General features: G+C 64.1%; 14 protein-coding genes. 13 read left to right on the forward strand and 1 reads right to left on the reverse strand.

The window, feature by feature from the left end:
- The first annotated feature begins 16 nt into the window (after nucleotides 1–16).
- From MOE34_RS20680 to MOE34_RS20710, 7 genes are all read left to right on the forward strand, one after another.
- Nucleotides 17–1534 (forward strand): aldehyde dehydrogenase (NADP(+)), encoded by a 1518-nt coding sequence (locus tag MOE34_RS20680; RefSeq protein WP_242219403.1) that lies wholly within the window; start codon nucleotides 17–19, stop codon nucleotides 1532–1534.
- A 178-nt stretch (nucleotides 1535–1712) separates the two neighbouring features.
- Nucleotides 1713–2522, forward strand: a complete 810-nt coding sequence (locus MOE34_RS20685) for a transporter substrate-binding domain-containing protein (RefSeq protein WP_242219404.1) — start codon at nucleotides 1713–1715, stop codon at nucleotides 2520–2522.
- A 69-nt stretch (nucleotides 2523–2591) separates the two neighbouring features.
- Nucleotides 2592–3257 (forward strand): amino acid ABC transporter permease, encoded by a 666-nt coding sequence (locus tag MOE34_RS20690; protein ID WP_242219406.1) that lies wholly within the window; start codon nucleotides 2592–2594, stop codon nucleotides 3255–3257.
- 12 nt (nucleotides 3258–3269) lie between these two features.
- Entirely contained in the window at nucleotides 3270–3920 is a 651-nt protein-coding gene (locus MOE34_RS20695) for an amino acid ABC transporter permease (RefSeq protein WP_242219408.1), read from the forward strand.
- Nucleotides 3913–4635 (forward strand): amino acid ABC transporter ATP-binding protein, encoded by a 723-nt coding sequence (locus MOE34_RS20700; protein ID WP_242219410.1) that lies wholly within the window; start codon nucleotides 3913–3915, stop codon nucleotides 4633–4635. The genes MOE34_RS20695 and MOE34_RS20700 overlap by 8 nt, the downstream gene beginning before the upstream one ends.
- 7 nt (nucleotides 4636–4642) lie before the next feature.
- The gene (locus tag MOE34_RS20705) at nucleotides 4643–5893 is read left to right on the forward strand and encodes an NAD(P)/FAD-dependent oxidoreductase (protein ID WP_242219412.1); all 1251 of its coding nucleotides are present in this window, start codon (nucleotides 4643–4645) and stop codon (nucleotides 5891–5893) included.
- Between the two features lie 10 nt (nucleotides 5894–5903).
- On the forward strand, nucleotides 5904–7586 hold the full coding sequence (locus MOE34_RS20710) for an aconitase X (protein WP_242219414.1): 1683 nt from the start codon (nucleotides 5904–5906) through the stop codon (nucleotides 7584–7586).
- A 67-nt stretch (nucleotides 7587–7653) separates the two neighbouring features.
- Here the strand turns inward: MOE34_RS20710 and MOE34_RS20715 are convergent, their stop codons facing one another.
- Nucleotides 7654–8061 carry a DUF3597 domain-containing protein gene (locus tag MOE34_RS20715; RefSeq protein WP_242219416.1) on the reverse strand — a complete coding sequence of 136 codons (408 nt, stop codon included), beginning with the start codon at nucleotides 8059–8061 and terminating at the stop codon, nucleotides 7654–7656.
- Between the two features lie 163 nt (nucleotides 8062–8224).
- On the opposite strand from MOE34_RS20715, the gene MOE34_RS20720 reads away from it, so the two are divergent.
- The 6 genes from MOE34_RS20720 (at nucleotide 8225) to MOE34_RS20745 (ending at nucleotide 12825) form a co-directional block, all read left to right on the forward strand.
- Nucleotides 8225–8437 carry a hypothetical protein gene (locus MOE34_RS20720; protein WP_242219418.1) on the forward strand — a complete coding sequence of 71 codons (213 nt, stop codon included), beginning with the start codon at nucleotides 8225–8227 and terminating at the stop codon, nucleotides 8435–8437.
- A 2-nt stretch (nucleotides 8438–8439) separates the two neighbouring features.
- The gene (locus MOE34_RS20725) at nucleotides 8440–9279 is read left to right on the forward strand and encodes a hypothetical protein (RefSeq protein WP_242219420.1); all 840 of its coding nucleotides are present in this window, start codon (nucleotides 8440–8442) and stop codon (nucleotides 9277–9279) included.
- A gap of 99 nt (nucleotides 9280–9378) precedes the next feature.
- Nucleotides 9379–9912, forward strand: coding sequence for a DNA packaging protein (locus tag MOE34_RS20730; protein WP_242219422.1), 534 nt, complete (start codon nucleotides 9379–9381; stop codon nucleotides 9910–9912).
- Nucleotides 9902–11692: a phage terminase large subunit family protein gene (locus tag MOE34_RS20735; protein WP_242219424.1), complete on the forward strand. Its 1791-nt coding sequence runs from the start codon at nucleotides 9902–9904 to the stop codon at nucleotides 11690–11692. The genes MOE34_RS20730 and MOE34_RS20735 overlap by 11 nt, the downstream gene beginning before the upstream one ends.
- A 251-nt stretch (nucleotides 11693–11943) precedes the next feature.
- Nucleotides 11944–12135, forward strand: a complete 192-nt coding sequence (locus MOE34_RS20740) for a hypothetical protein (protein WP_242219425.1) — start codon at nucleotides 11944–11946, stop codon at nucleotides 12133–12135.
- Complete coding sequence (locus tag MOE34_RS20745) at nucleotides 12136–12825, forward strand: Fic family protein (RefSeq protein WP_242219426.1); 690 nt, start codon at nucleotides 12136–12138, stop codon at nucleotides 12823–12825.
- The last annotated feature ends 18 nt before the right edge of the window (nucleotides 12826–12843 follow it).

Here is a 12843-nt window from a genome sequence, read left to right on the forward strand (position 1 = left end):
AAGAAAGGTACGTCAAATGGCTTTCACCCCCAACGGTAAACATCTCGTCGCCGGACAATGGCTCGATGGCAACGGCACCTTCACCTCCGCGCCCGCCCATGGCCCGGCGCATGCCTTCGCCGTCGGCACGGTGGAACTGGTGAACCGCGCCGCCGAGGCCGCGGAAGAAGCCTTCCTGAGCTACGGCTATTCGTCGCGTGCGACCCGCGCCGCCTTCCTGCGCGCCATCGCCGACGAGATCGAAGCCCGTGCGGACGCCATCACCGAGATCGGTACGCAGGAAACCGGCCTGCCGGTCGCGCGCCTTCAGGGCGAGCGCGGCCGCACGACCGGCCAGCTCCGTCTCTTCGCCGATCATGTCGAGAAGGGCGAGTATCTCGACCGCCGCTTCGACGCGGCCCTGCCGGAGCGCCAGCCGGCCCCGCGCCCGGAAATCCGTCTGATTCAGCGGCCGATCGGCCCCGTCGCCGTCTTCGGCGCCTCCAACTTCCCGCTCGCCTTCTCCACGGCCGGCGGTGACACCGCCGCCGCGCTGGCCGCCGGCTGCCCGGTCGTCGTCAAGGGCCACTCGGCCCATCCCGGCACGGGCGAGATCGTCGCCGAGGCCGTGCTGGCCGCCATCCAGAAGACCGGCGTGCATCCGGGCGTCTTCTCGCTCATCCAGGGCGGCAACCGCCAGGTCGGCGAAGCCGTCGTGCAGCATCCGCTGATCAAGGCCGTCGGCTTTACCGGCTCGCTGGCCGGCGGCCGCGCCCTCTTCAACCTCTGCGCCGCCCGTCCGGAGCCGATCCCGTTCTTCGGCGAACTCGGCTCGGTCAACCCGATGTTCCTGCTGCCGGAAGCCATGAAGGCCCGCGCCGAAGGCCTCGGCCAGGGCTGGGCAGGCTCGCTGACCATGGGCGCCGGCCAGTTCTGCACCAATCCGGGCATCGCCATTGTCGCCGACGGCCCGGATGCCGACCGCTTCACGGCCGCCGCCGTCGAGGCGCTCGGCAAGGTCGGCGCGCAGACCATGCTGACCGACGGCATCGCCAAGGCCTATCACGACGGCCAGGCGCGCTTTGAGAGCCGCAACACCGTCAAGCCGCTCTTCACCACCGAATCTACTGGCCGTGACGCCCTGCCGAACCTCTTCGAGATTTCGGGCGAGCAGTTCCTCGCCGACCATGCGCTCTCCGAGGAAGTCTTCGGTCCGCTTGGCCTCGTCGTGCGCGTCGGCTCGGTCGACGAGATGGAAAAGCTGGCCCGCAACTTCGAAGGCCAGCTCACCGCGACCATCCACATGGATGCCGGCGATCTCGAAGACGCAAAGCGCCTGCGCCCGGTTCTCGAGCGCAAGGCCGGCCGCGTTCTGGTCAACGGCTTCCCGACCGGCGTCGAAGTGGTGGATTCCATGGTCCATGGCGGCCCGTATCCGGCTTCGACGAATTTCGGCGCGACGAGCGTCGGCACGATGTCGATCCGCCGTTTCCTGCGCCCGGTTTCCTACCAGAACATGCCGGAAGGCCTGCTGCCGGAAGATTTCCTCAACTGATTCAATCTGTTGATTTTCCGGTGGGCCGGGCTTCCCAAAGGGAGGCCCGGCCCATTATTTTATCGATCAGGGATATACTTTTTGTATATTTCTTGTATTTTAAAAATCCGGTTTACGCTTCCGGCGCAGGACGGACCTCCGCCCGCGTGAACTGCCAGATCAATCCAGGGAGAGAGTAATGAAGAAGACCTCGGTCCTCGCCTTCGGCCTCGTTGCCGCCACCGCTCTGACCAGCCCGGCCAAGGCCGACAAGCTGGACGACATCATCTCGTCCGGCACGCTGCGCTGCGCCGTCGTTCTCGACTTCCCGCCGATGGGCGCGCGTGACGAGAGCAACAACCCGATCGGCTTCGACGTCGATTATTGCAACGACCTCGCCAAGGCGCTCGGCGTCACGGCCGAGATCGTCGAGACTCCCTTCCCGGAACGTATCCCGGCCCTGATGTCCGGCCGCGTCGACGTCGGCGTCGCCTCGACCTCCGACACGCTGGAGCGCGCAAAGACGGTCGGCATGTCGATCCCCTACTTCGCCTTCGAAATGGCCGTCACGGCCAACGACAAGGCGGGCATCAAGACCTTCGAGGACATGAAGGGCAAGACTGTCGGCGCCACCGCCGGCACGTTCGAGGCCATCGCGCTCGAAAAGACGGTCAAGGAATGGGGCGTCGGCGAGTTCCGTCCGTACCAGACCCAGGCCGACGTCTTCCTCGCGCTGAGCCAGGGCCAGATCGACGCCACGGTCTCCACCTCGACGGTCGCCCAGTCGAACGTCAAGACCGGCAAGTTCCCGGGCATCTCGGTCGTCGCCAAGGCTCCCTACGACATCGACTATGTCGCGCTCTTCACCAACCGTGAGGAATACGGCCTGATCAACTACCTGAACCTGTTCGTCAACCAGCAGGTCCGTACCGGCCGCTACAAGGAACTCTACGAAAAGTGGGTTGGCGGCGAGGTGCCGGACCTGTCCGTGAACGGCGTTTATCGCTAATCTGCCGCTTGCCCGGCGGCGCGGGGCCTCCGTCCCGCGCCGTCGGTCGTTTCAAAGGGTGAGACGGCAATGTTCAGTTATACTTTCCATTGGAATCAGGCCTTCAAGGCCCTGCCGCAGATGCTCGAGGGCGCGCTCGTCACGCTGCAGATCGCGATCCTCTCCATGGCCATCGGTCTGGCGGTCGCCCTGGCGCTGACGCTCTTCCGCATGTCGGGCAACCGCATTCTCAGCGGCTTCGCCACCGCCTGGGTCGAGATCGCGCGCAACACGCCGGCTCTCTTCCAGATCTACATGGCCCATTTCGGCCTCGGTAATTTCGGTATCCACCTCAGCCCCTATACGGCGCTCCTGGTCGGTATCGCCTTCAACAATGCCGGTTATCTCGCGGAGAACTTCCGCGGCGCGCTGAAGGCGATCCCCGAGACGCAGACCCGGGCCGGCCGCTCACTCGGCATGACCTCGTTGCAGGCCTTCCGCTACATCGTGCTGCCGCAGATGCTGCGTGTCGCCTTCCTGCCGGCCACCAACCAGATGGTCTGGGCGATCCTGATGACATCGCTCGGCGTCACCGTCGGCATGAATACGGACCTCGCCGGCATCACCCAGGAACTGAACGCCCGTTCGTTCCGCACCTTCGAATTCTTCGCGCTCGCGGCGGTCATCTACTACCTGATCGCCAAGGCCGTGACGCTGGCGGCGCGCCTCGCCGCCACGCGCATGTTCCGCTACTGAGAGGGGTAAGCCATGTTCGATACCGCTCTCACCATGGCCGATCTCGGCTTCCTCGCGCAGGGCGCGGCCATGACGCTTGCCGTCACCGTCGTCTCCGTCATCGCGGGAACCGTCCTCGGCATCGTCTTCGGCGTCATCCGCAACCAGGCCGGCACCTACTGGTCGCTGCCGCTGACCTTCCTGCTGGATATCTTCCGCTCCGTGCCGCTGCTTATCCAGCTCGTGCTCGGCAATGCGCTGCAATCGATCCTCAAGCTCGGCTGGGCGCCCTTCACCACCTCCTGCGTGGTGCTGTCGCTCTATACGGCGGCCTATTGCACCGAGATCGTGCGCGGCGGCATCTCCTCCGTGCCGCCGACCACGCGCCGCGCGGCCCGATCGCTCGGGCTGACCTGGTGGCAGGACATGCGCTACATCGTGGCCCCGCTCGCCACCCGCGTCTCGCTGCCCGCCTGGATCGGTCTGACGCTCGGCGTCATGAAGGACTCCGCCCTCGTGCTCTGGCTCGGCCTCATCGAGCTTCTGCGCGCCTCGCAGATCCTCGTCACGCGCCTTCAGGAACCGCTGTTCATCCTGCTGATCTGCGGTGCCATCTACTTCATCATCAGCTTCCCAATCGCCCGGCTCGGCGGTTACCTCGAAAGACGGTGGTCCAATGATTGAGATCGAAAACGTCCGCAAATCCTTCGGCACGCTCGAAGTCCTGAAGGGGATCAACCTCACCGTCCAGAAGGGCGAGGTGCTGACCATCATCGGCGGCTCCGGCTCCGGCAAGTCGACGCTGCTCACCTGCATCAACGGTCTGGAGACCATCGATGCCGGCCGCATTGTCGTCGACGGCACGGATGTCCATGCCAAGGGCACCGACCTCAACAAGCTGCGCCGCAAGCTCGGCATCGTGTTCCAGCAGTTCAACGCCTTCCCGCACCTGACGGTGCTGGAAAACGTCATGCTGGCCCCGGTAAAGGTGCTCGGCCAGTCCAAGGCGGAAGCCGAGGCGATGGCCGTCAAGCAGCTCACCCATGTCGGCCTCGGCGACAAGCTCAAGGTCTATCCGAGCCGCATGTCGGGCGGCCAGCAGCAGCGCATGGCGATCGCCCGCGCGCTCGCCATGTCGCCGGCCTACATGCTGTTCGACGAAGTGACCTCGGCGCTCGATCCGCAGCTCGTCGGCGAAGTGCTCGACACGCTGCGCATGCTCGCTTCCGAAGGCATGACGATGATCTGCGTCACGCACGAAATGAAGTTCGCCCGCGAAGTCTCCGACCGCGTCGCCTTCTTCCACAAGGGCGTGATGGCCGAGATCTCTCCGCCGGAGGAACTCTTCGGCGCGCCGAAGAACCCGGAACTGCAGGCGTTCCTCGCCGCCACCCACTGAGGTAAAGATGCAGACTGAAATCGAACCCGGCGTCGTCGTCATCGGCGCCGGCGTGGTCGGCCTTTCCGCCGCCATCGCGCTCGAGGCCCGCGGCCTTTCCGTCACCGTCCTCGAACGGGAGGAGCCGGCGGCCGGCGCATCCGCAGGAAACGCGGGCGCCTTCGCCTTCACCGATATCCTGCCGCTCGCCTCGCCGGGCATCCTGAGGAAGGCGCCGAAATGGCTGCTCGATCCGCTCGGGCCGCTTTCCGTGCCGCCGTCCTATGCGCTGCAGATCGCGCCATGGATGTTCCGCTTCTGGCGCGCCTGCTCGGCCGCCCGCGTCGCCCATTCCACCGCCGCGCAGACCGCCCTCATGGACCTGTCCAAGGCCGAGCTGGAACCGTTCCTTGCAGAGACCGGCACGGCCGCCATGCTGCGCAAGGAAGGCAATCTCCAGGTCTATGAAAGCCAGGCCGAGCTGAACGCCGCCCTGCCCGGCTGGAAGGCGCGCGAGGAACACGGCATCGAGTTCCGCCATATGGGCGCGGACGAGATGGCGGCGATCCAGCCCGGTCTTGCGCCGCGCTTCACCCACGGCACTTTCACGCCCGGCTGGTATTCCATCGCCGATCCCAAGCTCTACACGCTGGCGCTGGCCGATCATTTCCGCGCCAGGGGCGGCAAGATCGAGCGCGCCGAGGTTTCCAGCCTCAACCCCATCGAGGGCGGCGTGGAAATCCGCACGACGGACGGCCGGACGCTGCGGGCACAAAAGGTCGTGCTCGCGGCCGGCGCCTTCTCGCATCAGGTCGCCCGTTCGCTCGGTGAAACCATCCCGCTCGAAACCGAGCGCGGCTACAACACGACGCTGCCGGCCGACGCCTTCGACCTGCGCACGCAGGTCACCTTCGGCGGCCATGGCTTCGTCGTCACCCGGCTTTCGACCGGCATCCGCGTTGGCGGCGCGGTGGAGCTTGGCGGACTGAAGCTACCGCCGAACTTCCGCCGGTCGGAAGCCATGCTGGAAAAGGCGCGGCGCTTCCTGCCCGGCCTGAAGCCCGAAGGCGGCGTGCAGTGGATGGGCTTCCGCCCCTCGTTGCCGGACAGCCTGCCGGCCATCGGCCGCGCCCGCGCGACGCCGCATGTCGTCTATGCCTTCGGTCATGGTCATCTCGGCCTTACCCAGGCGGCCGGCACGGCCCGCCTCGTCGCCGAACTTCTCACCGATGGCAGGACGGCGATCGACATCGCCTCCTTCTCGCCGCAACGCTTCTAGGGGCAGTTCCATGGCCAACCTCTCCGCCCGCAGCATTCTTTCCGGAACAGCCTCCGGTCCGATCATTGCAGCCGGGGAGGCCCTGAGCTTCTGGGGCGGCGTCGATCCGGCGACGGGCCGGGTCATCGACGTGCACCATCCCCTGCACGGCAGGACGATCACCGGCGGTATCCTGATGATGCCGTCGAGCCGCGGTTCCTGCACCGGCTCCGGTGTGCTGCTCGACCTTGCGCTGACCGGCCGCGCGCCGGCGGCGCTGGTCTTCAGCGAGGCCGAGGACGTGCTGACGCTCGGCGCGCTGATCGCCGCGGAAATGTTCGGCAAGGAGCTGCCGGTGCTGCGCCTCTCGCATGAGGCCTTCGACGCGCTCTGTCGCGCGAAGACGGCGCGGATCGGCGAAACCTCCATCGAGGCGGATGGCCTCACGATCCCCGTCGCCCCGCCGGCCACCGCCGCGCTCGATCTCACCGAAGACGACCGCGCCATGCTGGACGGCCGCGACGGCGTCGCCGTGCAGCTCGCCTTGCGCATCACCGCCGCCATGGCCGCGCAGCAGGGCGCGACGAAGCTTGTCGACGTGGTGCAGGGCCATATCGACGGCTGCATCTATGCCAGCCCCGCTAACCTCACCTTCGCGGAAAAAATGGCCGACATGGGCGCGAAGGTGCGCGTGCCGACCACGATGAACGCCATTTCCGTCGACCGGGCGAATTGGGAGAAGCAGGGCGTGCCGCACGATTTCGGCGATCCGGCCGCCCGCCTTGCCGACGCCTATGTGCGCATGGGCTGTCGTCCGACCTTCACCTGTTCCCCCTATCTCCTCGACAGCGCGCCAAAAGCCGGTGAGGCCATCGCCTGGGCGGAATCCAATGCCGTGATCTTCGCCAACACCGTGCTCGGCGCACGCACCGCCAAGCACCCGGATTTCCTCGATCTCTGCATCGCGCTCACCGGCCGCGCGCCGCTCTCGGGCGTCTATCTCGAACAGCACCGCAAGGCGAAGCGCATCATCGACGTCGAATTGCCGGAGAATGTGGACGACGCCTTCTGGCCGCTCGTCGGCTATCTCGCCGGCCGCGCCGCGCCCGACCGCATCCCGCTGCTCACCGGCCTTGCCGTCGCTAAGCCGACGCGTGACGACCTGAAGGCCCTCTGCGCCGCCTTCGGCACCACCTCCGCCGCGCCGATGCTGCATATCGAGGGCGTGACGCCCGAGGCGGAGGGGGCGGCCGCCGCCGATGCCGACCGGACCACCATTACCCGCGCCGACATGGTCGAGGTCTGGACGATGTTCAACGACGGGCCGGCCGAAGTGGAACTGGTCGCCATCGGCAGCCCGCATGCCTCCGCCTCGGAATGCCGCGCGCTGGCCGATGCCTTGGGTGGCCGCAAGCGGCATGAAAGCGTCGCCGTCATCGTCACGGCGGGCCGCGATGTCATGGCGGAAGCGGGCGACGTGCTCACGCGTCTGAGGGAGGGCGGCGTCCAGGTCCTGCCGGATCTGTGCTGGTGCTCGATCTCCGAGCCGGTCTTCCCGCCGAAGACGCGCACGCTCATCACCAATTCCGGCAAATACGCCCACTATGGCCCGGGCCTTTCCGGCCGCACCGTGCGCTTCGGCAATCTTGCCGATTGCATCGAGGCCGCGCTGACCGGCCGCGTGCCACCCCGCCTGCCGGCCTGGCTCGCCTGAGTCCCGGCTAAGGACGTCGCGCTTGCGGAGCAGTCCGCGACGTCTTCCGGGCGCAGATTGGCAAGGATCAATCGAGAAGTTCGCGGGGAACCTTGCCGCCGTTCTCGGCCAGCGCGTTCAGCAACGCCTTGCGAAGCCATATGTCCATTGTGGCGGTATCGCGCCTGTCGCCGGGATAACCCAGCTCGCCCGCAAGATCCTCGCGCGCGGCAAGGCCGGAATCGACGCCGAGAGCCGTTAGCAGATCCGCGGTCGAATGGCGCCAGTCGAGCGGTCGGCCGCTCCTTTCCGCCGCCGCGTCCAGCAGGGCGGCCACGTCGACGGGTTCCGGGCGCATCAGGGATTGAGGCTCGGCATTCGCGCCTCCAAGCGTCGCGGACACCTCGCTTTCGAGGCTGGGCGTTTCGGACGCCGAGGCCCTGCGCGCCGGCGCGCCGCCGAACAGCCTGTCTTTGATGGAGCTGAATGTTCCCATGGCCAATCCTCTTCGCTTGTCGAGAATGGAGGTATGGCGGGCACAGGGATTGGCAAGAGCGCCGGCAGCGCAACGCTTCGACACCGGCTGAAAGAGCAACAAGAGAGGGGAAGATGGCGGACAGAGAGGTTGTGCGAGCAGCCTTGAAAATCAGTCCGCTGACTTGTCCAACCTCAAGAAATGCGACTTTGAAAAGATTGAGGAAATCGACGCATCGGCCAACCGCGTAAAGGTTGCCGCTCTCTGGCTTCATAAGCACCGTACCACGCTGGCGCGACCCGTCATTCCGGAGCTGCGCGAGCGCTTCCAGCTTACCAATCTCGAAGCTATCGAGGTAACCAAACAGGCGCATGCCCTGGCATATCCGGGGGCGTGACGATGGCGATCCTCAAGCAGAACGATGTCCTTTTCGCCCACAAGGCGCTCAACCTCATGCCGGGCATCACCGATGCGACCAGACGCGTTGCCGGGGCGATCATCGATCATTTTAACAAGCTCCATGGGCAATGCGATCCCGGCGTAGAGCGGATCTCTCGGATGCTCGACATCGACCGTGCGACTGTCATCCGTGCCACGGACAAGCTTCACGAGCTTGGCCTCGTTACGAAGGTGAGCCATGGCGGCAAGGCCCATCGTGCTGCCTACCTACCGAATTGGGAGCGCTTCCGCACCATCGTGGAAGAATGGGATGCACGCATGAAGACCGGCGATGCGCCCGATACCCAATGCCATTCTACCGGAACTGTTGCCAAGCAATCGGCAGTCAAGGTCGCAAGCGTGCGACGTTCAAGGTCGCAAGGATGCGACGTTAAAGGTCGCAGGGATGCGACACAAACCCTTCGAAGGAACCCTTCGAATAAACCCATCGAAGGGGAGCGCGCGGAAAATCCACCGGAGAAACCGCCGGCTTGCCACTCGCCGAGCGCGCAGAATGGGCTCTTGAAAGGGAGAAAGCCGCCCGCGCAGCGTGCCATGCTCTTGCCGATTAGCGGGGGGAAGAGCCCCAGCTACGCGGATGCAGCAAGGGCGGCGGCCGAACGGCGGTGGTACATGCAGGTTCATGACCTCGGCGTGAAGGCGGAGACAGATGTGCTGGAGTGGATGACGCAGGACAGGCACGAGGCGGCGACACAAGCCGAGATGCAACGCAGGGGCGGAGGATTGGCCTTCATCGCAGCGATGATGCAGGAAAAAGCACATGCCGCAGGCGGGCGATGAGGGGCGGCGGGTCCTTCCGGCAGCAGGGGGTGCGGGCGGAGAACGGCCCGAGATTTTACCCGGTGTGGGCCGGATTTAAAGCTAAAAGGTTTTGGGAAAGTGCAGTTTGATACGACGAAAATGCATAGCTTGCAAGGGGTTAGCGGGATGATCGGAGAACCTCGTTCACTCTCGAAGAGCGGGTTTGCAAAGGCTGTCAACGTCTCGCCCGGACGGGTGTCCCAGATGATCGCAAAGGGATTGCCGGTCGAAGCCGATGGCAAGATCGACGTTGCGCGTGGCCGGCTTTGGATCAACGAGAACGTCGATGTCGGCAGGAGCGCCGCCCAGGGGCAGAGCGCCTTTGCTTTCACCGATGAACCGCATCGCCGCTCCCTCACGGCCGAGAAAACCAGACTGGCGAAGGAGCAGGCAGACGCGGCCGAGCTGCGCAACAAGGTGCTTCGCGGCGACCTGGTGAAGGCTGGCGATGTGGAGCGGGAATGGGCCGACGTGCTCCGGAAGGTCCGCGCCGGCGTCTTGGCCGTCACCTCGCGGGTCCGCCAGCATCTCCCGCACCTCACTGCACACGATGCCAGCGTTATCGACAACGAGTTGCGTCGCGCTCTGGAGGAAATCGCCCATGACCGCTGAAATTCTCGCCACGATCCGGCGCAACGCGTTGGCCGCGCTGCTTCCGCCGCCCCGGCGCAGGCTCTCCGAGTGGATCGAACAGCACGTCTTGCTGCCGAGCGACGTGTCCGCATTGCCGGGTCCGGTACAGCTCTGGCCGTTTCAGCACGAGATTGCCGACGCAATCGGGGACCCTGCTATCGAGCGGGTGACGCTGGTCAAGCCGGTGCGCGTCGGTTTCACGACGTTGCTCACCTCGGCGCTGGCGGGTTCCGTCGCGAACGATCCTGCTCCGATCCTTTGCCTCCTGCCGACCGAAGCGGACTGCCGCGACTACATGGTTTCGGATATCGAGCCGATCTTCGCGGCGTCGCCGACACTTTCCGGCCTGCTGGGGCGCGGCGAAGACGATGAGAGCGACCGCAACACGCTACTGCATCGCCGCTTTCCGGGTGGCTCGCTGAAGATTGTCGCCGCGAAGGCCCCGCGTAATTTGCGCCGACACAATGTTCGCGTGCTCCTGTGCGATGAGGTGGACGGGATGGAGAATGGGGCTGAAGGTTCTCCGATCCTGCTCGCAGAGCGGCGCACGCTGTCGTTCGCGGATCGGAAAATCGTCGTCGGATCGACGCCGGTTTTTGCCGACACGAGCCATGTGCTTCGGTCCTATGCGCTCTCGGATGGCCGCGTTTTCGAGGTCCCGTGCCCTGAATGCGGCGAATTCAATGAAATCGGCTGGGGTGATATTCAGTGGCCGGAGGGCAAGCCGGAAGCCGCCGCCTATGCGTGCCCGCACTGCGGTTGCCTCATCGATGAGCGACACAAGCCGGCGATGGTGTTGGCCGGGCGATGGCGCGCGACGCGGCCGGAGGTGGCCGGCCACGCTGGATTCCGCCTGAATGCGCTGGTGTCGCTGCTGGCCAATGCGTCTTGGGGAAAACTGGCGCGCGAATTCCTCTCCGCCAAGGATGATCCCGCCTTGCTACAGGTTTTCACGAACACCATCCTGGCGCAGGGGTGGAACGAGGCCGGCGAGGATCTTGACGAGGGCACGCTCTACGGCCGGCGTGAAAAATTCGGCCTGGAAGCCGTGCCGGCCGACGTGCTGGCGCTCACGGCCGGCGTGGATGTGCAGCGCGATCGCCTCGAATGTACCTTCCTCGGCTGGACGGAAGCGGGCGAATGCTTCGTGCTGGGGCACCGCGTTATCTGGGGCAATCCGCACGACGACGAAACGTGGAGCGAACTCGACGCGGTGCTGTCGATACGGTGGCCTCACGCCTTGGGCGGCAAGATCGGCCTCGACGCGGCCGTTGTCGACAGTGGCGACGGTGAGACGATGGAACGGGTCTACGGCTTCTGCTTTCCGCGCTATCGTCGCAAGATCCTCGCCGGCAAGGGCGTGGCCGGCAACCGGCCGTGGATTGAGATGAGCAAGGTGAAGAACCAGCGCGGCCGGCTGTTCATCATCGGCGTGGACGGCATCAAGAGCCACTTGGTCGCGCGCTTGACGCGCGGCAACACAATACGGTTTGCGATGGATCTGCCGGCCTCTTGGTTCGAACAACTCGCCAGCGAACGCATCGTGGTACGCTACACGCGCGGCCAGCCGTCGCGGCGTTTCGAGCGCATTCCGGGCAAGCAGGCGGAAGGTCTCGATTGCGTAGTTTATGGTTTTGCCGCGCGGCAGATGATCAACATCAACTGGATGGTTCGCGCCGATGAATTGTGCAGCGCCTTACCGCCAATCATCGCAGCGCGGCCAAGCACGACGAAATCGAGTTGGATGAGCAAAAAGTAAGGCAGCCCAGCTATTTTCGGCGGGTCAGCCCCGCGCCATCTTGAGGTCGTAAAGATCTGTTAGTTTTAGAATGTCAAGATGAAAAGAGAATTTTCCTCTGAAGGAAATCAGCGTGTTAACGTTTCTTAACCATATGTGGCAATCCGTTTCGTTGACACGTGGTCCGAAGCGCCCTAATTTCATGTAAAATGAATAAGAAGATTGTTTGGATTCAGGCGTTTATCTGAACGAGACAATCCTGGAGAGAGACAATGACCGACCTTCGCACCAACGAAAAGCTTCTGACCAGGCTCAAGTCCGACAGCAACCGAAAGCTGACCGAGGACGAGCTTTACAAGCAGCGCGTATCTTTTATTATGGGCTCCCTATCCGACAACAGTACCGTGACGCGGGCCCAAGTCACTGAAGTACTCGCCAACTTCGAGGGCCGCAAGAGCGCCTAAGTGATTCTGTTCGAACTGACGAGAACTGAAGAGCATCCCGTTTATCAAAAGCTAATGATCGAGAACGGAAATCGGCACTACGATTTCCTTCGGTCCATTGTGGTCGCCTCAATAGAAATGGGGCGGCCTTTTTTGTCTCAGCAAATTCTCAAATCTCTCAATTTCCATGCAATCGTGTGTCTGCACACGCACGCTGGAGAGTATAGACCGTGCCAAGTAACCGTTGGCAATCACGAGCCGCCAGCCTTTTTCCAAGTCATCCCTCTCATGGATGATTTCATAAATGACCTGAATCGCGCTTGGGAGACGGCAGATCCTGTTGTGCTCGCCACATATGCTCTTTGGAGGCTGAATTACATCCACCCATTTATCAACGGAAACGGGCGAACGGCACGAGCAGCGGCATACTATATCCTCTGCATTTCGGCTGGTCGGTGGTTGCCGGGTGACGCAATACTTCCTGAACTTCTCCGGCAGAATAGGCCCGCCTACGTCGCGGCTTTGCAGCATGCTGACCAGACATACGCCGAGGGTGGCGAGCCGGACCTTGGACCCCTTCACCACATCGTCTCGACGTTGCTCGCACAGCAGCTAGGCATGGATTTGAACAATGGTGCGCAGCATGCCAATGAAGAGGCAAAGGACGGCGCCGATGAACCTAATAACAAACCAGTTGATGGCGAAGCCTAGTGGGTTCGCAAACTTTGC

Source organism: Shinella zoogloeoides, assembly GCF_022682305.1.
Classification (GTDB): Bacteria; Pseudomonadota; Alphaproteobacteria; order Rhizobiales; family Rhizobiaceae; genus Shinella; species Shinella zoogloeoides_B.